Genomic DNA, 22377 nt, shown 5'->3' with positions numbered 1-22377 from the left:
CTTAAACCTTGATGCCGCGTGGGCCGACTTGGCTCATGACTTTCAGCGTGTTCGCCGCGAATTCGCGTTGGGACTTGGCCAAACCAGCCTCAAGTCTGGCGACCGCCGCTTGGTCCGCGCCGCGTGCGTCGATCACCGGTGAGTAGTTGATGACCGGCGCGGCATTGCTGTTTGCAGCTTTCATGGAAGGCAGAGAAGGCACAGAGACACCAACCGCACCGCCGTTCGCGTAGCCTTTGCGCATAGCCTCTACAGCGCCAACGCCACCAGCCATCGCGACATCGCGCTGCGACCAGACAACCTCGCCTTTGTGGACAATGCCCGCAGGTTGGTTCTTCCCACCTGAACCGGTGTAGCCACCATCGGCAAAGCCAAGAAGCTTGAAGAAGCCAGTCATCCATCCATTGCTGCCCGTAGCTGACTTGCCTCCGAATATGTTGTCGAACGCGCTGTTGAGCATCAAGTCGGCAAATTTACTTGCCAATCCCTTCAATGCCTCGCCCAAGCTTTCGGCGCCGGTCACAACATTGGCGAATCCAGATTTTGCTGTGTCGTAGAAATCGCGAGCACTGCTTTCCGCTTGCTGTTGGTTTTCTGCAACTTTCCTAAGCTCTTCGGACTGCTTAGCGTAAGCCGCCGCCTCGGCCTCGATTGCAGCTACCTTGTCAGGCGACAACTGGATGCTCTCGAGGTCTTTTTCGCCCTTTTTCCGAGCCTCTTCACGCAGATCGGCAAGCGCTTTTTGCTCCAAGTCCAATGCGGCACGACGCTTGGTCTGCTCCTCATTGGAAAGTCCGATGAGGTCCATCTCCTGGCGCAAAGCTTCCGTTCTATCACGGATAGCTTGCAAGTCTTCGGTGAAACGGTCAGAGGCATTTTTGGCCGGGGTCTTTGCCTTCTTTGGGGTGCCGAAGCCACGATTTTTAGCACTATCAAGATCAGAGGGACGGCGCTCTGGGGTGGGTCCAACCTCCGGCGTCATAAACCCAGGGTTCTGTATATTATCTGCCCAAGGGTCTGCGTTTGTCTCAAGCTGGCGAGTGCTGGGATTATAGCTCCGCCACGTTGTGACGTCAGTCATTCGCGACGCAGCGTCGTTCACTTTCTGCACGTTGCCGGCTGCGATAAGCGCTGAAGATGCTAGATCGTCGAAATTGGCGGCGAAATTGCTTACTGAGGTCATCCCAGTGGTGTTAATTGCGGATGCCAGAGCCGTCTGCACTCGCTCGACTTCAGCGGTTTCTAGCTTTCCAGTTTTCGCGGCCTCAGCGAAGGCATCGAACGCATCCTGAAGGTTTCTGATGACATCGTATGACAGTCCGAAATCTTGCAACCGCAATTGCATATCAAAGAAAGCGGTCTCGGTGGCTTCAACTTCTTTTCGAACGTCTGCCAGCGTATTGTCGTTTAAGAGCTGTACGCCCTTCTTCAGATCGGCACCGTCTTGTGCGCGCTTCAGTTCATCGGCATATTCCCGCAACGCAGGAACGGCTTCGCCCCAACGTTCCGCGACCGCAGAAATGAGGGCAGCCTGCTCCTTTAGAACCTCAGCAGACTTGTCGCCTTCGCTCATCACCGTGCTGAAGTATTGAAAAGCGGCTGTCCCCGCCGCTATTACACCGATGGTCACGAGCGACAATGGCGAGATCACTGATGCGAATGCAGCAGCAAGTCCCTGCCCTACGCCTTGTCCAGAATCTTTGATCTGCTGCAAGACGGCAGACAGCTGCGTGCCCTGCTGCAAGGCGATCTGGATTGGCGACATTCCCATAGCCGCAGTGACGCCAATATCTTGGAACTGTGCAGCAATGTTAGCGGTATTGAAGCTGTTACCGCTGCTCGTGGTGACAGTAGCCTTGATTGCGGAATTTCTACCCTTGATCGCCGCTGTAGATGCCAAGGCGGCTTGTCTCTCACGCTGGATAGCGGCAGTCATCTCATTGGCGGAGATGGCTCCTACTGCATGCGCCTGCCTGATCTCAGAAACCGCATTTTTGTAACTTGTGATGGTCGAAAAAAGAGGGCTGTATTTGGACCGAAGGCGATCAAGCTCTTTTTGCTGATCAGCAAGGGCTCCGTTCCATTCTTTTGCGGCGGAAATGCCTATACCCACCATGCTGTTGATGCGCTCTTGCATCGACGATGTGAGGGATGAATTGATCGACTTGCCAGCTGACGCAAATCTCTTTTCAATTCCGCTGGAAGTCTGACCGACATCGGATACCAACCTATTCAGCGCACGCTTTACGGTTGCGAGGTCGGTACTGATTGAGATAATCAGGTCATCGCTATTGTTACCGGCCAAGTCGGTTTTCCTAACGTGAAAAAGCCCGCCGAGGCGAGCTTGGAGGTGCGCGAGTGTTGAATGTTTTGGGGAGGTGTCGCGCGGTTTGGCCGGCGATCGGCTTTTACTTAGCCACGTCTTGCTTCGGCTACGCGCAAGTGCATCAGGCCCCCGACATCCCCAATCCTAGGGACGCCGAAATTGTGAAACTGGAGCGGTGCAAAGATTCACTAAGCCAGTTGTATGCGTGGCAACTGGGTGATGCCAAACGGCTGCGAGAATGGTGCCGTCAAAACGGTTACATCACCTATCGACAGCAGCTAGAGGCTGAGCGGTGAACCACCCGCCTAACCGCCGTATTTTTTAATGAGATCGTCAAGCTGGTTTTCCGAAGGAGGCTCGATCTCTTTTTTGGCTCCGTTCGCCTCTGACCACCCGTGAGCAGCCAGGATAAACTCGGTCAGGGTCGCAGACCAGAACGTCTGGGGCATCCATCCAAGACCTCCGAACGCAACCTTCTGCCAGTCACGCCATGGAAATGGCTGTTCTACGCCGCCTTTTCCACGGCTCCTTCGTTTCCCAATTCATCCTCGTCGAAATGATGGGACAAAGAATCGGAAATAGCTTTAGCTACGGCACCGAAGTGTTTGAGCTTCAGAACGCCAATTGCTTTGCCCTTGTCGCCCCTTACAGTGAGCAAATCCAGCGCCGCAACTGTGGCTGCGGGCTCGACGCCAGAGAGGCGAAGAAAAAGGTCTGACATGCTCTTGCACGAAAGCCGCGTCGAGACGGCGGCTAGGCCGCCCATCTCAGCTGCGATGACAAGCGGGACATTGCCGACCCACAATTCGACTTCGCCTCGCGCGCCGTTCACCTCTAGTGGAAATGGTTTTTCGGTCAATTAAGCCTCCGCAACAAAGGCCAGTGGACCAGCAGCAACGAATGTTGCCGAGAAGTCCATATTGCCTTCCATCTCACCGCTGAATTCGAACTCAGAAACGAACCAAGATCCAGTATAGGTGCCAAGACCTGGGACGATGACCTTTGCATTGAACTTGGTCGCGTCGTTGACGTGCACCATAAATGCAGCGGTTTGCGCACTCTTTACAAACTTACCGGAGCCCGAGAAGGTGCGGTTTTTGATACCAGGATCGGCCGTCTTTTGCGGAGTAGCAGCCGGATTGACACAGTCTGGGATCGTCGTGTCGACTTCGTTTGCCGACATGTTGAAGCTGCGGGTTGTCAGGCCGCAAAGGTTGGAGAATACTTCTGGATCGTCGCCATCACCGGTCTGGATGAGTAGCGTACGACCAATCTGTTGACCGTCGGCCATGATTGAACCTCAATGATTTTGGGATTGGATGGCCGTCAGGCCGGTGTTTCGATGCGGGCGATGAATTCAACGACGCCATGCGTCGTAACGTCATCGGGGTCTTTCATCGTGCGAGAGCCCCAGCGCGAGAGCGATATCAGGCGATGAGATGGTAGCATCAAAGGCGCTCTATCAAGTGCTTTGACGATCTCGTACATGATGTCCTTCAGCTCCTTGAAGCCTCCGGAATATTGCGACCAAACGTGGATCGTCGCGTATATCGTGTCGGACGTGACGCAACTGACATCAGCAGGTTTCACGTCACCTTCGCCATATTCAATATAGGGAAAAGGCGCGTTGGTGGGTGGTCGGTCGTAAATGCGTTGTCCGACTAGCGCGGTGAGCGTAGGACGACCCTTCAATCTGGCGACGATTACGCCTTGCAATTCTAGATCAGGGCTGGCCATTACTTTTTCATGGCCTCCCTCACGCCGCGCATCACAGCATCATTGATCCGCTTCTTTGCGCGCTCGCGAAAAGAACGCCAGATTGGAAAAATATGCGGTTGAGCCTTTGTGCCTGGGTGCATTCGCGCACCCTCTGTCTGCTTCTTACCCAAAGGTGTACCACCACCCTTGGCGGTGTTGTGCGGACGAGTGCCAAACTCCAGAAAATGCCATATCCAAGACGCAAATATCCCAGTGGCGTCAGGGTCTTTGCTAGCCGACGTGCCAACCATTGCTTTCGCGTTCGGTCGATCCGAGATGCGCGCGCCTTGAATGGATGCCGAATAATCACCTGCTGAGGTGCCGGTGCCTATCGGCGCTCGGTCGGAGATAGCCTCGGCCGCTTCATTGGCGATCTGGAGTTTCGCCTCAGCCGCGTATTGGTTGGCCTTGGGCGCAATATCATTCAGCTTTTTGGTGAGCGCTTCGCGGCCTAGTACTTTGGCTTTGATCACGACGCTTCCCCCTGCACCACGAGCAGTTCAATCCACTCGTTACGCTCATCGATGTTGACCGCAGTCTTGATTGCGTAGAGCACACCGGTGCGCTTGTTCCGCGCCCGCCATGCTGGCGTGATGGAGCGCGTGCGATCGTTGCTGCGAACAGTCATGGTGAATGGCTGCAAACCTTGCAGGCGGCTGGCTATGACCGATTCCGAGCCCACACGCGGCTCAAGTCTGGCAGCTTCCACAAACGACTCCTGCCAACCTACAATCGTGCCGCCATACCCATCGTCACCCTCGACCTCAGCCTCAAAGCCGATGCGCTCACTGAGCGATCCCGCCCCGGCTCTTTTGCGTTTTGGCATTCGGGCGATCCTCGGTGGGTTCGGCAGTATTGGCTGCTATCGCAGCCGCTGCGCATTTGCGCGTGACGTTGTAGAGTCCCACCGGGTAGGCGATGGTGAAGCCCGGTTGGCGCCAGTCAAAAGGAGCATGGAAACGTAGCCACATCATCGTCCACCGGTGCGCGCCAGACGCGCCAAGGAGCCAGAAGCATGCGCACAGCGCGTGGCAGAACGGCGTCGCCTGTCGCCTTTGGATCGGGTTCACGAACCTCGTAGAGATCGCCGGTCACAAGCAGGATTGCCGAAACAATGGCCGGTGAAGCGGCTATGCCGTCATCTGCGGTTGGCGTTGCACCGATGGCAACGACTTCGCGATCCAGATACTCGGTGATGATGCTCTCGGCGGCATCGCGGTAAATGCCAATCTCCGCGTCCTCATCGGTATGCATGACGCGGAGATGTTTCTTGACTGTTTCCAGATCGACGATTGGCATATCAGGCCGCCAGAACTGCGGCCGTCGACGAGCTCAGAACGCTGACCTTACCGGCCAAACTTTGAGCTCGCGTGCGAACGCGGACTGTTTTGCCCACATCTTGCGAGCGAGGAACGAACGTCAGTCCGAAAGCACCAGGCACCTCAAAGCCGCCGACAATCCACTGCCTGTCGATAGTCGGAGTCGGCGTGCCAGTGAATGTGCCAGAGCTGGCCGTTAAGGTTTGCCCTACCTGCGCCGTGCCTGTGATGGCCGGGGCAACGGTATTGGCTGGCGCAGCGGGGTTTGTCACCCCACCGATGTAGCTGGCAAAACGTCTTTTACGCTGTTTCGTTGTCAGCATCTGTCTTGTCCTTTTTCTTCGTCGAACGAACGGAAGAGATAGGCTCGACAGGTTCTGGGTCGGCTGGGGGCTCAACCTTCTTTGCGTCGTCAGCAAACGACACAAGGCCAAGAGCCTTCAATGAATTCGCTTCACCACGCTCAACCGGGAATGGGTCGCTGTCAGCGGTCTTCAGACCAGAGCCGTTGTCGAACGTCTTGAGCGGCTTAACTTCGATGTAATCAGTCATATTCGCCTCCTAGCGAAAGCGGGGCGTCCGAAGACGCCCCAGATTAATTAGGCGGCGGCAACAGGACCGGTCACGAAGGCTTCGGGACGATAAACCGCCAGAGCCAGACGCTCTTCAGCGCGTATTGTGAAAAGATTCCGTTCGAAGTCGTCCACGTTCTCGCTGGAGAGCAGTACTTCGATGTCCATACGGTCGAAAATCTGTGCAGCGTAGGAGAACGCACCAGTCAGGAACTGGCCGGCTGCCATTGCCTGGGTCGAAACGACCGGCAGGTTCCAGAGAGTTGGCGTCAAGGATCCCTGCGGATTACCAATGATGTAATTCTCACCAGCGTCCTTGGTCAGTTCGATTTTGGTCCAGTCGATCGGGTTCAGAACAAACGCGGTCGCAGGATACTCGGCGAGAACGACCTGCAGGATAGCGAGGCGAAGGCGGTCGATGCTTGTGACAGCTTCTGGCGTGAACGCTGGCGCGAAAGCGGTCGCCTGCGGGACCAAACCAGCGATGTTCTGGCCAGTGCCCGAACCGTTCAGCAGCTGGTTTTCTTCGGCGAAGCGAAGACCGTAGCGCGCGCGACCGTCGATGTAAGAACGAAGCGCAGGCGCGTCATCCAGAATCTGGCGGCTGGCTTTGAACAGATGTGCGATCGTGCGAACCGGCGCGGCCGCCATATCGAACGTCAAATCCGAATATGGTTTGAGGGTCGCTTCTGCCACAGGTGCTGCGGCGTTCGTAAACCCGGTTTCCTTGACATACTCGACGTTGTTGGAAGCGGTCTGGCCAGGCAGGATAAGATCGCGGATCGTCATCTGGCGCTCAGGAAGGCCAAAGATTCCAGGAACACGAGCGCCGGGTACAAGAGAGGTGCCAGGCGAGCGGCCTGCGCCGACGGTAGTATTGGCGGTCGTAATTGCAGCGCGGTCAGCTTTGACCTTGATCAGTCCTCGATACGAGGAGTCAAACGACTGAGATGCTGCGGACTCAACAACGAGATCACCCAGAGATTTTTCATCAGGGTCGCCACCGGTGCGCTCACGTGCGGCGCGCTTCTCCATGTCGGAAAGGCGGGTCGTGACGTCGCCGAGTTCAGAAAGGGCCTTGTCGGTCTTTTCCTTCAGCTCCGCCGAAACTTCGCCGTTGGCGGCAAGCTTCGTGGTAAAGTCGGTGGCGAGATTGCCGACCTGCTCCTTGATGGATGCGAGGGACGCGCCAAGTTCGCCAATTTTTTCTGCTAGTTCGGCCATGAAAGGCTCCTTACTGAATGAGGGGTGTTTTTGCTTCGGCGATAAGCCGGTTAATGGCTGCCAAAGCAGCAGCATCCGTCTCGACGTCAGGAGCCCCCTGACCATCTTTGAGGTAGAGCCGAGCGGCCCGCTCTGCCTCAGAGCCCGACAACCCCATCAGTCCCCTGATACCGTTTTCGAACTCGCGTTTTGTGATCTGTTCGCCAGCCGTCATCTTCGCGACCAGCGTTTGTGCGGCATCCGCCTTAGCGGCGTTAGCAGCCTTGATGCGCTTCACCGGCGCAGGCTCTGCGTCCGCGCCATAGCGGGCCAAGGTCTCGTCAAGTGTGGCAACACGGTCGACCATGCCTCGGTCCATGAGGGCTTCTGCGTAGAATACGCGCCCCTGACCGTAACCATCCTCGACCTTGCTGACTGTCACGCCGCGCCCTTCGGCGACGGCCGCGACAAAGCGATTGTAAGAGCGGTTCACGCCGTCCTGCACATGTGCCAGCGTGTCCTTGCCCATAGGTTCGGTTTCGTTGCCCTCGACCTTGTGCTTTCCGGCTGAAATGTACGTGCGTTTGATGCCGCGCTGCTCGAGGGCAGACGACAGATCGTCGTGCGCGGTGTAGACTCCGATCGAACCGGCACGGCCGGAAGGCGTGACGACAATTTCGGCGGTCGAAGCCGCGATCCAATAAGCCGCGCTTGCCGCAAGGCTGTTGACCTGCGCAATGATCGGCTTTTCGCCACCACGTAGCTTGCGGATTTCAGTGGCGAGCTCATCGGTGCCTGGCACAGTGCCGCCGGGGCTATCGATATCGAGCACGACAGCCTTGATGTCTTCGTTTGAAAGCGCCTTGTGCAGCGATCTCTTGATGCCGGCATAGGACGTGCCGCCGCTCATCGCGGAAAACAGGTCCATCTTGTCGGCCAAAACCCCGTATACCGGGATAATTGCCACGCTGCCGCTGGATTCTGCGATTTCCTTGGCTCGCTCCTCGTCGATAGAGGCGGCAAACTCGGACGAAAAAAGCTTTTCACCTTCGGCTCGAGCGACCAAAACATCAGCCAAAACGCCCAGTTTTTCGCGCTGAATAGCCCAAGGTTCGGCCAGAAAGGCCGAAATCAGGTGTTCAAATTTCATGATTTTCCCTTATGCAGCGCGTGCTGCTGGCGTTTGTGGCGCGTTGTCGTTGGCCTGACCAACCTTATCGAGCGGGGTCATGGTGCCGTTGACGATTGCCTTCTCGCCGCCGTCGACTGGAGCCTTGTTCTCGTAGGAACGAGCCTCGTTTGGCGTGTAAATGCCGTTGGTGACCATCTTCGACAGGAATTCTGCCCTCGCCGTGCTGTCGCCGCGAAGCAGGCCTTCCATGTTGAATTTCACGATGGTCGTCTTGCGCGTTTTCTCGTCGAGCAGGTCGCGGTACACAGCAGATTCAATGCTTTTGACCAGCGGCCCAAGGCAAGTCTTGATGAACTGCAGGATCAACTGCTCGATGCCGCTGCCCCAAGTCGTCGTGCCGTTCGAAGCATGACCGATCATTACCGGTGGAACACCAAAAATTCGGCAAATCTGCTCTACGTTGAACTGGCGCACCTCGAGCATCTGCGCGTCTTTTGGATTGATCGTCAGCTGCTGGTATTTAAGGCCAGCTTCCAGAACTGCGATCTTGCCAGCCTTGTCCGAGCCAGCAAATTGACCGAGAATTTCTCCGAGCTGAGCTCGCTGTTCTTTCTTGAGTATCTGGTCAGACGAAAGAACGCCTGCGACCTGCATGCCATTGGCAAACATCTTGCCTGCGGTCTTTTCACCCGCCAGAGCATTGCCAACGGTATTGCGAACCACGCCGATCGGAGACATGCCGCGATCACAGCCAGGCAAGACAGCGCCACGGACGTGGAACATCTTGTCTTCGGCGATCCTGCGCTTCTTGCCGTTCTCCGTTACCTCGTAGTATCGCGCATTGCGGCTATCGCGGCAGACGTTGACGGACAGCGGCGGCAGCGGATTGAGAGCCACCAACTTGCCGCCGTTCAGCTTCTTTTCGGCGAAGAAATTGCCGTCGAGGCACAAGCACAAAACGACCATGGCCCAGAAATCCGAGGCGGTGTCGTCCATGTTCGGCATGTCGTGGAGCAGATCGTAAAGCGGCGATGCCTTGTCCACCGTAACGCCGTCGTCTTTGTAGACGTTGCACGGCAGCATGATCACTGCGTTCCGGATCAGATTGACGCACGCCCACACAGCATCAAGCTGAAGCGCCGTTTCAATCGTCACGCTTTCGCCGGAGGTCGTGCCTAGGCCGAAGAACCCGCGCCAGAACTCACCGTCGGTGAGTTTGATGGGTACTCCGCGCCATCTATCGAAGAGACCCATTAGATCACCATAACCATGTTGTTGATGAAGTCGTCCATGTCGCCGGTGTCGCTGACCTCGTAGGTGCCAGCCATCGCCGTTGCCATCGTCAGTGCCACCGCGCCGTCGATGCGACGCTCGCGATTGTGCTTCACCAGTTTTCTGTTGCCCGATGGGTCTGTCTTGACGGTCGCATTCATCATGCACATCGTCAGTACCGGATGATCACCGTGAGCGAGATTACCGTTGAGGATGGTGCTTTCCAACTCGCGCAATGCTGGCGACATCGACTGGAACCCCTGCCCGAAAGGCTGGAATACGGCATCGTCGCCATCGAGCTGATCCTCTGTGAAGCCAGCCTTTTGCAGCCATGGCTTCAGATGTCGGAAGTTCCACCGGTCGAACGCAATCTTGCGGATATCCATCTCTTCGAACTGGTCGCGCAGGTAATGCGCAACGAACTCATAGTCGACTGTCTTGCCTGGCGCGGCTTCAAGGTGTCCGTCCTTGTGCCAGATGTCGTATGGCACGCGGTCGGCCTTTGCCTTGGCGCGTATGCCATCGCCTGGCAGCCAGAACGTCGGCTTCACATGCCAGATGGTCTTGCCATCCTGCTGCTTCGGAGCCATCAGCACCAGAGCAGTTAAGTCGCTCACCTCAGAAAGGTCGAGCCCGCCAAAGACAGGAAGACCATCAAAGTCCACAACTCGAGCGTTACACGCTCGCCAAATAGCCGGAGAGACAAACGGTGCATTGGCATCGATCCTTTGGTTGAGATGGAGCCAACGAAAACTGGCTTCCTCGGTCGGCATGCGTGACGCGCGCTCGGCGTCATCGCGAACCGATGAAACAGATTTGAATATTCCAAGCGCCGGGTTAGCAGCCTTCCACGCATCCTCATCGAGGACGTCGCAATCAGGATCCGCCGTGTAGAGGTGCGAAACTGTGCGCGGCGCCTTGGATGTCTCCGCGTCGTCCAGCCATCGCGAGAACAAGTCTCCGTCTGTAGCTGCCTGCGTCGAAATGGCGAAGATCATCGCCTTGTCGCCGTACGCGCCCTGCGATGTTACAATTGCCTCGACGAAATCGTCGTGCGGGCCTTTAATCTGGCCAACCTCATCAAGGATGGCGACAAGTGGCGAACCACCGTGCGCGCTCTTGGCCTCGGCCGAACTGGCTCGGTAGACGACGTTCTTGCGCAGCCCTACGATCATCTTGCCCGACGGCACGATGCGGTAAAGCCCTTTGAGCTGCGGCGACATCATCAGCATCTTGCTGGCGTAGTTGAACACCTCAGCAGCCTGGTCGCGGGATCGAGCGCCAGACATAATGCGGCTATTTGGGAACGCTTCCGGCCCAATGACGTGGCCGAGCAAAAGACAAGCGATTGTCGCTGTCTTAGAATTCTTACGCGCAATAGACAGATATGCGCGCGACGTACCGTTGGGGTTGTCGTAGACCGACAAGATGAAAGCGACTTGGAAGTTCAGCAGTTTGATCGGCTGGCCTACGAGCGCACCCTCTGGCACTACGAGATAGGTTTCGATGAAGCGGCACATCTTCTCGCCGCGGGTAAGCTCCAACGTAGGCAGCGTACGCCAATCGCGCAGAACCGGTATCGGGCCGCACTTGATGGCGCCGACCACGGCATCTGAAAGCATTACAACCTCAATCAGGCTAGCAGGTCATCATCCGTGCTCGCACCTGCCTCAATCTCTTTTGCGGTGTCGCGTCGCTTCGCTGAGTCCCTCGCCTCGCCTTGGATGGCTCTGGCGTGTAGCGCCAGCGATCGGCGGAAGGACAGGATGGACGATGCGTGCATCTGCACGATGGATTTACGCGGGTTCGCTAGCGGCGTGCCTTTCTCGCTATATGCGACGGCACCCTCGCTGCGCAGCAGGTCTTGCTCACGCACCAAGTCTGCCATCGTACGAGCCAGCATTGCTGCTATCTCAAGCTGGTGGGCGGACCATTCGGCGCGGGCGTATTCTGCGATAACGTTCTTGAAGAACGGTACGTCGCCCTCGTCGAGAGGGACGTTTTCGGGAAAGGTGATTTCCTCAATAGCCGCAGATGCAATCCTCACGGCCTCGGCCACGCTATCTACGCGGCTCTTTTTGTCAGACATTAGAAATCCCCTCGCGCGTGCTTGCGCGCACACACGCGATGCCGCCACAAAATCATCACGTTTCATTCAGCGGGCATTCACGAAAATGAGAGCTAAGTGGCTCATCACAAAGGAGTCGTTGAAATGCGCAAGTTAATCTTAGGAGCGGGTATCATTCTAACCGCGCTCATCGGCAGCGGCGCCAACGCCATGCCTGTTGGCAAGCCCTCTGCACCTGCTGCATCCGTCGTGCATGACGTAGACTATGCCTGCGGACGTGGTTTTCGTCTGTCTCCACGCGGATATTGCCGACCCGTTGGACCGCCACGGCACGTCGAACAACGGTGGGATCGTCGCGATCGCTGGCATGACCGCAGAGAGTGGCGAGATCGCCGCGATCAAAGAGAATGGCGTGGCCATCGCGATCGCCGCGACCGCTGGTAAACGCTCTAGGCCCGCTTAACGGCGGGCCTTTTTCGTTCGTCCTCATCGAAAAAACTGTGTTTGGATTAACGTTGCATTCCCCCGACGGTCCCTGGCCGGGTCGATCGTCGACTTTGCGACCACCCCCATATTATGGCTGATGTCAACTTCTACTTCATATATAAATCAATCACATCAGATACTTATCAATATATCTTCGAGCGTTAAGTCAACTCCATCGGATACCCATCAACACCAATGACCACAGTCTGCTGGCCTCGCTCAATGCGAGCCTTCAATGTGTCGTGGCATGGAGCGCACAACGATTGCAGATTGGCCGGGTCGTAGAACAAGTCCTGGTCACCCCTGTGCGGCTTGATGTGGTCACACGTCGTTGCCTCGGTCACATCCTCAATAGCTAAGCAGAAGCAACACAGCGGCTCAGCAGTAAGCTGTGCCTCCCGCAGTCGCCGCCATCTGGCAGTCTTGTACATGCGACGGTAGAGAGCGGCTTCGGCTGAGCGGCCGTAGGGTTTGGGCATTGTGTGGCACCCTCAAAGCGTGCATTCTCGCGTATTGGAATGTACATCTGGGGGAATGTGATGAACGAAGCGATGACTGCGTACGTAGCAAAGCTAACAGCGGACTTAGAGGGCTATCGAAAGATTGAAGACTCCATGCGAAGCGGCGCCATGAAATCGTTCGAACTTTCGACATCAGGAGTTAAAGTCGATCAGACGCAAGAGCGCATTGCGGACTATGAGCGCATGATAACAACTCTCGAAGACCTGATTGCAGACATCAAAGCAGGAAAGTTCGGCTGAAGCTTTGGCATATGCCTGCCCATCCGATGTTGCGTGCGTGGGTTAATATGAAGACGGCAGCGACGATTGGATCGGTCATGTGTCACAAGGCCTTAATTTAGCGATTGAATGTTCTCCTTCCCCGTGCATTGCTTGCAGACGGCAAGGGTGAAGTAGGGGTGTGGGAATGGGAACTGAAAACGATCATCTTGATAAGGAAACTGGCTTGTCAGTCGCTCTCACAGAGAGCGGTGTAGAAGCAAAAGCTAAGTCAAGAACTATCGCTGCCATTGATCGATTGGGTGGTAACCTATTGGAGCGATTGAATATTCTCCTTGAACCAAAGATCTCGCGTGAAAGAGCTAAAATTGAAGGCGAGGCAAAGATCATCTCCGCCGCCGCCGAGCGCGCTATCAAGCTTATAGGCTCGGACAACGAATTCGCCGCTCGGGCACTTGCAAGCGAATTCGGTAACGCCGTTCGCAAGCAGATCAACAAAGATGCTGTAATCGAGACCGCCCTTGAAGACCTGCGTGCTAACCCACCAACGGACAGCCAGGCCGAATCAGACCCAGAAGAATTATCTGAGGAATTCTTGTCGCGCTTTGACGACTACGCGTCTGGGGCGTCAAGCGAGCAACTTCGCGAACGATGGGGTCGCGTATTGGCTAGCGAGATCAGACATCCTGGCAATTTCTCTCGGGCCGTACTTCGTGTGATTGATGAAATCGACCCTAGAACGGCCGGGATTTTTGAGGAGGTCTGCGAAAACCGGGTCCGTGACATGCTGTTGAAGCCACTAACCGGTGAGCTTCATTTTGACGTTAACAAACGACTTGTTGAGGCGGGGTTAGTTGTTGAATCGGGGCTAGGGCACATGAACTCCTTCTCCGCAACAGAGTTACAGGACGGCAGACCTATTTGGTTTATGGCGCTGGGAAAGATGGCTGTCGCATTTGACCGCTCGAAAACTGTTTCCTCGGGTCGAGGGGGGATCATCTCAATGAATTCCGGTGCGCTTTCCGTTCCTGTGTACGTGCTAACTTCAGTCGGATTAGCAGTTAGTGCGATCCTCGAAGACAAGAGCGAACAAGCGGCTCACCGTTTTGTGGACAAGTTGAGATCAGAGCATCCCGACGTGGTGATCTTCGCCCGGCGAGAAGGATTTTCGGATTTCGAAGTGTCGGAGGGAGAATTTCCTGAAAGGACAGATACGCCTGCTGCCTAATCAAGTTGGTGAAATTGTGGGGAAGTGTTTTGCTTCGTTGTTTCCGCATCCCGAAGGTTCGCGGGAGCGACCCGCTAAGCTGAAAGCGGCAGGGAGTGTGCATAGACACTCAACCTGCCGCACGACTGCCGTGACGCTGCGGAGGAGGCGCGCATCAAGGCAATGGGGATAGTTACGCCCGGTTCATCTCTGACCGAGCGTCTGTCGCAACATCAGTGCGTCCAGAACAGTTTGGGGCCTTTCGACCCCTTCACTGTAATAGGTGGATGAGTGGAATTTTTCTTCCCCTCACATCTCAGCGGCATATGTCGCCAATGCCAGCGCACGCTCAAAATTATCGTTTGCCGCCCTCAAGAGTGAGCGTCCTGCATCAACCGCGTGACGTCCCTTGTACCCACGAGCTTCGCCGAGTTGCGTCAGGCTCTTGGCCTCCATTGCATCGGTTAGGATTTTTACGTCACCTTCAAGCATGCTCCCGAGTGCGTATTCGAACTGCTTCTTGTTCTCGCTCTCAACGGCTATGTCTTCCCACGCCTGCGAACCAGATTCCCCGTTCTTGCCTTTGCGTCCTGCAAGGAAAAGCTGCCGAAGCGCCGTTGGGCCATAAGGGAAGCCGTCAGGGCATTTCTTGATGTCTGGCATGACCGAAGTGTTCTCGATCGCTTTCGCGAGCATGGCTCGGGCTTCCGCTTTCGATGTGATGATCCGGTCCTTGGAGCGATCCTTGCGTTTCGGCCGCTTGCCAGTCTTACCTGTCACCATCCATCGATAGTGGGCATTGCTGCCGGTCTCGTCGATCTCAGCGCCTTTGTCGCGGGCCGACTTCTCATTGCATCCGAGCATCGATCCGAGGGGCATCCGGATATCCGCATCCACAGCCTCGCCGAACACAAGCTTTTGCCCTTTTTCCTTTTGCGTGCCATCACTGAAACGTAGAGACCCTATCCTCACAATGCATCGGTGCCGCTTGCCATCATCGTCGACATGCGTTCCGTATTCGACCGATCCGCCCGTGGGGATAGCGTGGATTTCTCGCTTCTTGCCTGAGGCGTCCACCATGGACGGTTCTGCGCGTTCGCGCATCTCGATTTTCGCCACCGATTCCATGATCAATGAAACACGTGGTTCGAACTGCACTTCGCGCTCATTGCCGAAGCCATCCTCTGGCGGCACGTTGTCATTGGCAGGCACGATTGACCAGTTGGTCGCCAACGCGCTGAAACCCTTCATCTTGACCCCTGCGCCTTCTGCCACGCCCGCAGGCCTGCTACGGAATGCTAGAAGACCGCTCATAGCTCCCAAGCCGCGATGCCGCGGTGCTTCCGTTTTGGGCTTCTTGCCAAAAATTTCGCTGTCATTCGCCGGCGCTGTCTTGCGCCATTTTTCCACTGCTGCGCGGTGCTCCTTTGTGCTGCGGACTGGCGCATCACTTTGCTCAACTAGGGCGGCCTCTCTGCGCTTAAAAAGTACGCCAGGAAACATCGGCGATAGGTAATGTCCTGCTGGAATTTTCATGATCGGCTCCATCGTGGCTTCGGATCAGGGATTGCCCGTACTGCTTCACTCGATGCTGTCGGCTGGCCGCCCTCATCTTCGAAGAGCATCGCCGCCTTTTCTCGAGCCCGATTGAAAGATTTCAAGCAACCGGCTTCGGCTTCTCGTAACGATATCGACGTTGGGATATTGGCCTTCAGAGTTAGGTACGCTTGCCTCAGCTTGTCGCGCTCCTTGATGGCTTCCGCCAGACGGGCATCTACGTGGCTCCGTGCGCTTAACGCTGCCGCACGCTCCTTTTCCTCAACATACGAGCTCACGCTGTCACGCTGGAACTTCAACGCTTCCCCGATCATATCTTCTCGGACGCCTGGTATGTCCGAAGCGCAGTGGTGCGCGATGACGCGCCTACAATAGTCATTAAGTGGTTCACGTTTGCCCCGCGCCACTCGTTGCAACAATGGATGCATTGTCCCTCCAATTCGTTCGAAGGTATATTAGGGTTTTTGTTCGGAAAAAGCCGGGACAGAGGTGAAATAAATTTCCCGATGTTTGATTATGCTACATATTGGTTGCAACATCGACTTGCGAAAAGGCTCTCCACATGACCGTCTGTATCTCGATCAGTAGACGAATGCAGGACGAGCTTGAACAACTACTGCGCCCAGTGTCGGAACAAGGCTATATCATCAAGCACATGGTGGCCCTTGTCGATCATCGGCTTAAGGTCGAGATTAGAGCAAATGAGCATCCGCCACCTCATTTTCACGTCATATATGATGGCGAAGATGCAAGCTTCACCCTAGACACATGCACCCGACTAAAGGGTGTTCGAGGTCTTGAGCGGCACGAGAGAGTAATTCGCCTTTGGTGGCAAAAGAATAAAGCTGCCCTTGCGGTTAGGTGGAACGAGTGCAGGCCAGAAAACTGCCCGGTCGGCACCGTGGAGGTTCCTCAATCCAAATGAGAAATGTACTTTGGACTACGAGACTTTTCTTTATCATCCATACGGGGAATGGCGTTCCCACCGCCTTTCCCCTACGTAGTAGGGGCAATCGCTGGGAATGTAGGAACGTCAACATTTTCAATAACTTAAACCGTTCCCAGAAAGCTTGGGAACGCTGGGAATGGGAACGTGTTATTGAACAAAAACAATGACTTATTGTTCCCATTCCCATGGGAACGTCCGTTCCCAAGAAGTGCTGGGAACGGTTTCTGTTGTGTAAGTAAAACATAGAACTGGTGAAATCTGGGAATCGAGGTTTGAGTGCAAACAGAGCTCACCTCGTGGACATAGCCGACCCTTACTCCATCAAACGGAGTGATGCATCACCCGAAAAATCAAATTCTATGCGGATTTCCCCAATCCCGGGTACGGGCACGGGTACGAAGTAGTCAGCCAACGCCAAAAAGTCACCAAAAATCGAAGATCCGTCAATGAACATCCGCGACTTCACATATACACTAACCTGGACATCCAAACCCATTGAAACCGCATCTCCGAACATTTGCGGAAGAACGGTTCCGCGCTTCACCTGAATCTCTTTTGTAGACTCAAAGATCGAAGGGTTGTCAGGGTCTGATGAAAGGAATTTATCCTCAGTTAGAAAAACAATTTGGTCAAAGCCAAGTAGCTTCATAGCGTTGTCGTTACCAACGGTCGCACCGATAAATTGAATATCTGCAGTAATGCGACCCTCGCTGTTTCTGGCGATTGTCCCGTCACCAACACGTAACTCGAAGTCATCACGCAGACTGGTCAACTGCTTGTCGACATCTCCAAGAAGCGGACGCGCTTGCTCAGTGATGTCGGCGTCGCCTAGCATAATGCGGTATGACCACTGCTGCTGACTGTACTTCCCGTCGCGTATCCTTATTTTTGATCCTCGGTTATTCGCAAGTTTAAGATCAAGGTCGTAAGTACGTCTACTAAGGCGTCCCAAATTAGAAGGAGAGAGTATGTTTTCAACTCTGTGAAACTCCTCGTTGATCTCATTGATATCTAACGATACTAGAGGGTCATTTTCAAACGCTGACAAAGTCTCATAAATCCGCAATTCTCTCCCGTTGCTGACCATGAAATACTGAGCGCGGACTTCTGCGTGAGCAGCGTACGAGTGAGCTTGCTCAAGTTCCTCTCTTGTAAGGTCAACGTTAGCGGCCTTAGCCTCGATAACGAATGAGCCGCCTCGGCCAAGCAGCCCGGCCCTGTAGTCGGGCTTGCCCAAAGGTACGTCTTTTTTCTTATTCTTCCGGCCTATGTAGTAATATGGATAGCTCAACTGTTCTTCTAGTCTCAGATAAGTGCCATCGGTGTCCATATAGCCGAGCTCGCGAAGAACAGGATCGATTATGTGCATCCGCACCTCTGCCTCATTGAACGTATTTACTTCCTTCTTCGCTCTATCGGAAATTGGTTTCATTTCTCACTTCTCGAATAACTTAACGTCCGCAACTAAAATACTAATTTACCAGATAAAGTTCAGCAAGATTAAATATAATTTTGCGTTGGCGACCTGCGCATTGCGCATCTGCCGGGCAGAGCTGTGCAGGTGTGAACGCCCAGCAAGTGCACAGATAATGCACGGATAAAATTTCCCTATACGGGCGGTATCAGGGGTTGTATTTGTAAGTGGCGTGGGTTGTACACAAGGTAACAATATTTCTAATTGGGCTTCGAACAACGACAGCTGTGTAAAACCGCACATGACTGGTTGGCAACCGATACCAAAAGTTTAATTATCTCGAACTAAAGCAATTCTAGGGAGAGATCCAATTAGTATCTCGGCTGATTTCGCAGACTTCTTTCAGAGTATCTCAATCAATAACGCTGACACAATTTCTATGCGGTATGGCGAAGTCACTCGAGCGCTGAATCTAGAGTTCAGGGGCACTGATAATCGCGTGGCGAACAACATGCAGGTTGGCTCTTATGGTAGACACACCGCCATCAGAGGCATATCGGACTTGGATATGCTATATGTCATGCCTGCCAGCGCATGGGATGATTACAAGGATGGCGGACAATATAAGTTACTTAAACGAGCCGCGGACGCAATCAGATCTCGTTATTCGCGAACGAAAGTTTATCCTGACATATTGGTAGTGGTTGTTGAGTACAGCAACTTCAAAATAGAGGTTCAGCCAGTCTTCGATGATGGTAATGGTCACTACCTATACCCTTACACACGAAATGGCGGAACTTGGCGTACAACCAAACCCCGTCCTGAGTTGCTGGCCACAGCCGACGTCGATAAAGATAAGAATGGTAATCTTAGACGCCTAGCAAAGCTCACCCGCGCATGGAAAAATAAACACGGTGTCGCGATGGGTGGCCTTCTAATCGATACGCTTGCGTACAACTACTTGCGAACCACCGACGAGTTTGATGAGACAAGTTTCGGCGGATGCGCAAATATGATCACGGGTTTTCTTGAGTATTTAAGCAATGAACAGGACCACGACAGATACCATGCCCTTGGCAGTGGACAACATGTGAAGGTTCACAAAAAATTTCAGAAAAAAGCTTCGAAGGGATTAAAGATTGCGCAAGACGCATTAGCTGCAGGCGAGACTGCAAGCGCAAATAACTATTGGCGCGCTCTGTTTGGACGGGCGTTCCCCGTTGCTCAAACAAATATTGCCGAAAGTGCTTTGGCTAAAAGCAGTTCATCAAACCCTATGCGTCATGAGGATTTTGTTGAGGATATTTTTCCAGTCGATGTCCGCTACGCCATGCGTATCGAGTGTGAGGTTTCTCAATCGGGTTTTCGAAGCTTCTTAATGAGAGCAAATAAAGCGACGCGACTAAGCCGGTTTATCGAAAAAGAGAAAAATCTTCGATTCTTCATAGGCACCCATACCATCAAAGGCGATTTTAAAGTCTACTGGAAGGTATTAAATCGAGGTTCGGAAGCTATTAGACGGGACATGGTGCGCGGTCAGATTGAACTCGGCACGCCCACGAAAATTGAGCACTCATCATTCCGTGGTGAGCATGTGGTTGACTGCTACGCTGTCCAGAACGGCGTAGTCATTGCGAAAGATCGCATACACGTTCCCATCACTGAAGGGTCTCAATAACATGGGTAAGGACGAGTTGCTCAAAACAATTGCTGAAACCGGTTACAATATCGGTTTCGGTGCTAGAAAAACGTTTGCCACTTTAGATATCGCAGAAAAAGGCCCTGGCTGGATCGGGCTGATTTCATTCGCAGTCGGAACATTTGCACTATTCGTCGACGAATTATCGGCGAAGATTCCCTCTGCGATCCTGTTAATCGCTGGTGTCGCATCGCTTTACATGGGTTTCTATAGAGCAAGCGACTACGAACCGACGGCTAAACACCTGCTAACACTGCAGAACAAACTGAGAGACCTTTATCGCTCCGTGAAAGATGGCGCAAATCTGACGCAATCGCAAGCCGAGCTACAGCTGATTGAGCAAGAGTTTCACTCAATCACAGTGAGCAAACAGATTTTCTTGAGCGACTGGTATGCTCATTACAAATTCTTTGCTCAGACGCAAATCGGCTGGATGGATGAGCAACTGAAGTTTAAGTTCTGGAGGGATATGATACCTCTATCAGCTAAGATGATTATCATATCCTTGACCGTTGGGTTACTTGCAGCCTTGGCGTATTATCTTATGAAAAATAACTTCAGTCTCATGTGTTAAACAAAAAAGGCCGGGGCGAAACCGCACCGACCTTCCTGTCGCTTGTCATCTTCTGCCAGTACATCCGTGGTCAGTGCGCAAGCTGCTTGAGTCAAATAACGCCATTCGGCAGGTTCGGTTCCGCAGTGAGCCCCTAATTAATACCTAGAGCCTCACTGCGTCTATTCTACTTACGATACGCTAGGCCTCCCCAAACGCGACCCTCGTCACGGTGACGACCGCCGTGTACAGCACCGATATAAGCTGCCGCTGCAGCTACGATTGTGGATGCTGCCAAGAGGAATGCTGTGAGAATACCAGTTATCCGGGCTTTCTCGGCCGCGTCTGCGGCTGCAGTCTTGGCGTCTTGGACTGTCTTTTCGGCTTGCGCTGTCAGCTCGGCAATCTTCTTTTGAGCTTCATCGACGCGCTGTTGCGCTGCCGCACGAACTGCCTGAACACGCTCCACTGCCTGGTTCACGCGATTCTGCGCATCTGCCTGAGGAATGCCTGTGCGGGCAGCGATTTGGTTTGCCATCCATGCCTTGTCCGCATCGGCAATCTCGCCTGTAGACAGCAGGTTGCTGAGTATGCTGCCAGCTTGGCGCTGAAAGTCACCATTGTTCGGATCGGCATTCGCTGCGAGCGTATCAGTCCGCAACAATGTGTCTGTGAAGTAGTCGATTGGGTTGGCTTTGAGACCCTGTGGCAACGATTGCTCAATGCTTGGGGATGCAGCCTGACCAGCGCCCTGTGCGATACCACCAACTGCATTACCCGCGCCCGACACGACGCCACCAGCCAGCTGCCCCGCTCCTTGCGCCGCGCCACCTACAGCAGAGCCCGTAGCCTCGACTGCTGTCTGAGCGACACTTCCGACTGCCTTCACGCCTCCCGAAACTACGCTGAGCGCCAGAAAGGCGGATACCACCGTGCCGATTCCCCACACGACCAAACCATTTATTCCGTCACGGGTTGTCCGTTCATCACGGGTTACGGAATCGCCGACTGGGCGTCGCATGCGGCCGGTGATGTAACCGCCAAGCATGTATGACGCCACCATGGACAGGACTACGAAAAGGCCAGTGATAATGAGCCATGTGATGCTAACTTCGCCGCCGTTGTCGGCAGATATTGCGTTTAGACCCAATCCGCCAGCGAAAGCAGTGAGTACGGCCACAGTGCCAGACGCGATAGCCGTACCTGCAAAAATTGCAGGCCAGTCGACATAGCTGCGGTTCGGATTGTCAAATGTTGAATCAACCATCAGCGTAGCCCCAGAAGCGAGAGAACGAAAAGAACGACTACGACTAGTCCCACCAGATAAATGATCGAGTTCATGAGGGCCTCCCTACAAGAACCGCCTACAACTTCGCAAGCGGCAGATTTATATCCTCCGAGCACAAGTGCGCTCGGAGCGATAACTATCGATTTGGCAAAAGGTTCATTCGAGAATGCGAATATACGCACCTTGCTGTCTTCTTTCAGAGTATACTAATCAAGCAGCTCTGCCGGAACCTTGCCACCGTTCTCAGACAACTTCTTGAGGAGCGCCTTGTGAAGCCACGTGTTCATTGCCGCGGATCCGTCGGCCTCGCCAGTGTAGCCCAGTTCGTGGGCTAGCTCCTTACGCTCAGCAAGGCTGGCGTCCATTCCAAGAGCTTTCATCAAGTCGGTGATGGAGTGTTTCCAATCCAGTTTCTGACCGCTGCGCTTTACAGCTGCATCGAGCTGCGATGCCACATCGACTGGCTGGCTCGGGCTTGCCGAATTTGGGGCAGATGGCACTGGTGCAGAGGCGCCGGACGTAGTTGGGACTGCTTGCCCAGCGCCACCCACTGGTGGTGCGGTCGTTGCTGCGGGCTCTGGTACGGACGACGGTGCAGGTGTTGGCTCTGCTGCTGATGGCGACGCCTGGTCAGCATGGGCTGATCCGCCGAAGATAGCGTCCCTGATCTTTCCGAAAATGCTCATGGTGTTCTCTCCCGTTTGATTGTTCGCAAAGGTGAACGGGTTGGACTCGGGAACGTTCCTAAGCAAAAACTAAAAAGCCGCCAGTCCCGCAATGCCGACGGCTTAATCAGTAACTAGGAAAGGGCGGCCACTCGACCGCCCGCCCCAT

26 protein-coding genes are annotated in these 22377 nt (G+C 54.4%); 6 read left to right on the top strand and 20 right to left on the bottom strand.

Going from position 1 to position 22377, the window contains the following annotated elements:
* Nucleotide 1 precedes the first annotated feature (1 nt).
* The 15 genes from RMR21_RS05600 to RMR21_RS05530 all read right to left on the bottom strand — a co-directional run bounded on the left by RMR21_RS05600 (nucleotide 2) and on the right by RMR21_RS05530 (nucleotide 11671).
* On the bottom strand, nucleotides 2-2305 hold the full coding sequence (locus tag RMR21_RS05600) for a phage tail length tape measure family protein (protein ID WP_498669703.1): 2304 nt from the start codon (nucleotides 2303-2305) through the stop codon (nucleotides 2-4).
* 326 nt (nucleotides 2306-2631) lie between these two features.
* Nucleotides 2632-2775 (bottom strand): phage tail assembly chaperone, encoded by a 144-nt coding sequence (locus RMR21_RS05595; protein ID WP_498669702.1) that lies wholly within the window; start codon nucleotides 2773-2775, stop codon nucleotides 2632-2634.
* 56 nt (nucleotides 2776-2831) lie between these two features.
* Complete coding sequence (locus RMR21_RS05590) at nucleotides 2832-3185, bottom strand: hypothetical protein (protein ID WP_498669701.1); 354 nt, start codon at nucleotides 3183-3185, stop codon at nucleotides 2832-2834.
* On the bottom strand, nucleotides 3186-3617 hold the full coding sequence (locus RMR21_RS05585; RefSeq protein WP_498669700.1) for a phage tail tube protein: 432 nt from the start codon (nucleotides 3615-3617) through the stop codon (nucleotides 3186-3188). It lies immediately after the preceding gene.
* Nucleotides 3618-3652: 35 nt separating this feature from the next.
* A complete protein-coding gene (locus RMR21_RS05580; RefSeq protein WP_498669699.1) occupies nucleotides 3653-4063 on the bottom strand; it encodes a DUF3168 domain-containing protein in 411 nt (136 codons plus the stop codon).
* Entirely contained in the window at nucleotides 4063-4557 is a 495-nt protein-coding gene (locus RMR21_RS05575; protein ID WP_498669698.1) for an HK97 gp10 family phage protein, read from the bottom strand. The genes RMR21_RS05580 and RMR21_RS05575 overlap by 1 nt, the downstream gene beginning before the upstream one ends.
* Nucleotides 4554-4910 (bottom strand): phage head closure protein, encoded by a 357-nt coding sequence (locus tag RMR21_RS05570; protein WP_498669697.1) that lies wholly within the window; start codon nucleotides 4908-4910, stop codon nucleotides 4554-4556. Before RMR21_RS05570 ends, RMR21_RS05575 begins: the two co-directional genes overlap by 4 nt.
* Before the next feature lie 116 nt (nucleotides 4911-5026).
* Nucleotides 5027-5383 carry a head-tail connector protein gene (locus RMR21_RS05565; RefSeq protein ID WP_498669695.1) on the bottom strand — a complete coding sequence of 119 codons (357 nt, stop codon included), beginning with the start codon at nucleotides 5381-5383 and terminating at the stop codon, nucleotides 5027-5029.
* Between the two features lies 1 nt (nucleotide 5384).
* Complete coding sequence (locus tag RMR21_RS05560; RefSeq protein ID WP_498669694.1) at nucleotides 5385-5726, bottom strand: hypothetical protein; 342 nt, start codon at nucleotides 5724-5726, stop codon at nucleotides 5385-5387.
* Entirely contained in the window at nucleotides 5704-5955 is a 252-nt protein-coding gene (locus RMR21_RS05555; protein WP_498669693.1) for a hypothetical protein, read from the bottom strand. Before RMR21_RS05555 ends, RMR21_RS05560 begins: the two co-directional genes overlap by 23 nt.
* Nucleotides 5956-6002: 47 nt before the next feature.
* Nucleotides 6003-7199 (bottom strand): phage major capsid protein, encoded by a 1197-nt coding sequence (locus RMR21_RS05550; protein ID WP_498669692.1) that lies wholly within the window; start codon nucleotides 7197-7199, stop codon nucleotides 6003-6005.
* 10 nt (nucleotides 7200-7209) lie between these two features.
* Nucleotides 7210-8328 carry a S49 family peptidase gene (locus tag RMR21_RS05545; protein ID WP_498669691.1) on the bottom strand — a complete coding sequence of 373 codons (1119 nt, stop codon included), beginning with the start codon at nucleotides 8326-8328 and terminating at the stop codon, nucleotides 7210-7212.
* Between the two features lie 9 nt (nucleotides 8329-8337).
* Nucleotides 8338-9564, bottom strand: coding sequence for a phage portal protein (locus RMR21_RS05540; protein WP_498669690.1), 1227 nt, complete (start codon nucleotides 9562-9564; stop codon nucleotides 8338-8340).
* Entirely contained in the window at nucleotides 9564-11204 is a 1641-nt protein-coding gene (locus tag RMR21_RS05535) for a terminase large subunit (protein ID WP_498669689.1), read from the bottom strand. Before RMR21_RS05535 ends, RMR21_RS05540 begins: the two co-directional genes overlap by 1 nt.
* An 11-nt stretch (nucleotides 11205-11215) precedes the next feature.
* The gene (locus RMR21_RS05530; protein ID WP_498669688.1) at nucleotides 11216-11671 is read right to left on the bottom strand and encodes a terminase small subunit; all 456 of its coding nucleotides are present in this window, start codon (nucleotides 11669-11671) and stop codon (nucleotides 11216-11218) included.
* Between the two features lie 123 nt (nucleotides 11672-11794).
* Here RMR21_RS05530 and RMR21_RS05525 point away from each other — a divergent pair, with 123 nt between their 5' ends.
* On the top strand, nucleotides 11795-12094 hold the full coding sequence (locus RMR21_RS05525) for a GCG_CRPN prefix-to-repeats domain-containing protein (protein ID WP_498669687.1): 300 nt from the start codon (nucleotides 11795-11797) through the stop codon (nucleotides 12092-12094).
* Between the two features lie 203 nt (nucleotides 12095-12297).
* Here RMR21_RS05525 and RMR21_RS05520 read toward each other — a convergent pair whose 3' ends face one another.
* Nucleotides 12298-12567 (bottom strand): HNH endonuclease, encoded by a 270-nt coding sequence (locus RMR21_RS05520; protein WP_498670082.1) that lies wholly within the window; start codon nucleotides 12565-12567, stop codon nucleotides 12298-12300.
* Between the two features lie 108 nt (nucleotides 12568-12675).
* On the opposite strand from RMR21_RS05520, the gene RMR21_RS05515 reads away from it, so the two are divergent.
* Complete coding sequence (locus RMR21_RS05515) at nucleotides 12676-12897, top strand: hypothetical protein (protein WP_498669686.1); 222 nt, start codon at nucleotides 12676-12678, stop codon at nucleotides 12895-12897.
* A gap of 166 nt (nucleotides 12898-13063) precedes the next feature.
* Nucleotides 13064-14104 carry a DUF2806 domain-containing protein gene (locus tag RMR21_RS05510; RefSeq protein WP_498669685.1) on the top strand — a complete coding sequence of 347 codons (1041 nt, stop codon included), beginning with the start codon at nucleotides 13064-13066 and terminating at the stop codon, nucleotides 14102-14104.
* A 288-nt stretch (nucleotides 14105-14392) separates the two neighbouring features.
* Here the strand turns inward: RMR21_RS05510 and RMR21_RS05505 are convergent, their stop codons facing one another.
* Nucleotides 14393-15619: a hypothetical protein gene (locus RMR21_RS05505; protein WP_498669684.1), complete on the bottom strand. Its 1227-nt coding sequence runs from the start codon at nucleotides 15617-15619 to the stop codon at nucleotides 14393-14395.
* A gap of 583 nt (nucleotides 15620-16202) precedes the next feature.
* On the opposite strand from RMR21_RS05505, the gene RMR21_RS05500 reads away from it, so the two are divergent.
* Nucleotides 16203-16565 carry a DUF4160 domain-containing protein gene (locus tag RMR21_RS05500; protein WP_498669683.1) on the top strand — a complete coding sequence of 121 codons (363 nt, stop codon included), beginning with the start codon at nucleotides 16203-16205 and terminating at the stop codon, nucleotides 16563-16565.
* 337 nt (nucleotides 16566-16902) lie between these two features.
* On the opposite strand, the gene RMR21_RS05495 is transcribed toward RMR21_RS05500, so the two are convergent.
* The gene (locus RMR21_RS05495; RefSeq protein WP_498669682.1) at nucleotides 16903-18021 is read right to left on the bottom strand and encodes a type I restriction enzyme HsdR N-terminal domain-containing protein; all 1119 of its coding nucleotides are present in this window, start codon (nucleotides 18019-18021) and stop codon (nucleotides 16903-16905) included.
* 334 nt (nucleotides 18022-18355) lie between these two features.
* Here RMR21_RS05495 and RMR21_RS05490 point away from each other — a divergent pair, with 334 nt between their 5' ends.
* Entirely contained in the window at nucleotides 18356-19681 is a 1326-nt protein-coding gene (locus RMR21_RS05490) for a nucleotide-binding domain-containing protein (protein ID WP_498670080.1), read from the top strand.
* A gap of 1 nt (nucleotide 19682) precedes the next feature.
* Entirely contained in the window at nucleotides 19683-20276 is a 594-nt protein-coding gene (locus RMR21_RS05485) for an SLATT domain-containing protein (RefSeq protein ID WP_498669681.1), read from the top strand.
* A 166-nt stretch (nucleotides 20277-20442) separates the two neighbouring features.
* Here the strand turns inward: RMR21_RS05485 and RMR21_RS05480 are convergent, their stop codons facing one another.
* Together RMR21_RS05480 and RMR21_RS05475 are read right to left on the bottom strand one after the other, a co-directional pair.
* Nucleotides 20443-21522 carry an ATP synthase subunit B family protein gene (locus RMR21_RS05480; protein ID WP_498669680.1) on the bottom strand — a complete coding sequence of 360 codons (1080 nt, stop codon included), beginning with the start codon at nucleotides 21520-21522 and terminating at the stop codon, nucleotides 20443-20445.
* 227 nt (nucleotides 21523-21749) lie between these two features.
* The gene (locus RMR21_RS05475; RefSeq protein ID WP_498669679.1) at nucleotides 21750-22229 is read right to left on the bottom strand and encodes a DUF3597 domain-containing protein; all 480 of its coding nucleotides are present in this window, start codon (nucleotides 22227-22229) and stop codon (nucleotides 21750-21752) included.
* Nucleotides 22230-22377 lie beyond the last annotated feature (148 nt).

This window comes from Agrobacterium sp. rho-8.1 (assembly GCF_033957725.1).
GTDB lineage: Bacteria > Pseudomonadota > Alphaproteobacteria > Rhizobiales > Rhizobiaceae > Agrobacterium.
Note: the sequence above shows the minus strand (reverse complement) of the source record. Positions and strands in the feature narration are given on the sequence as shown.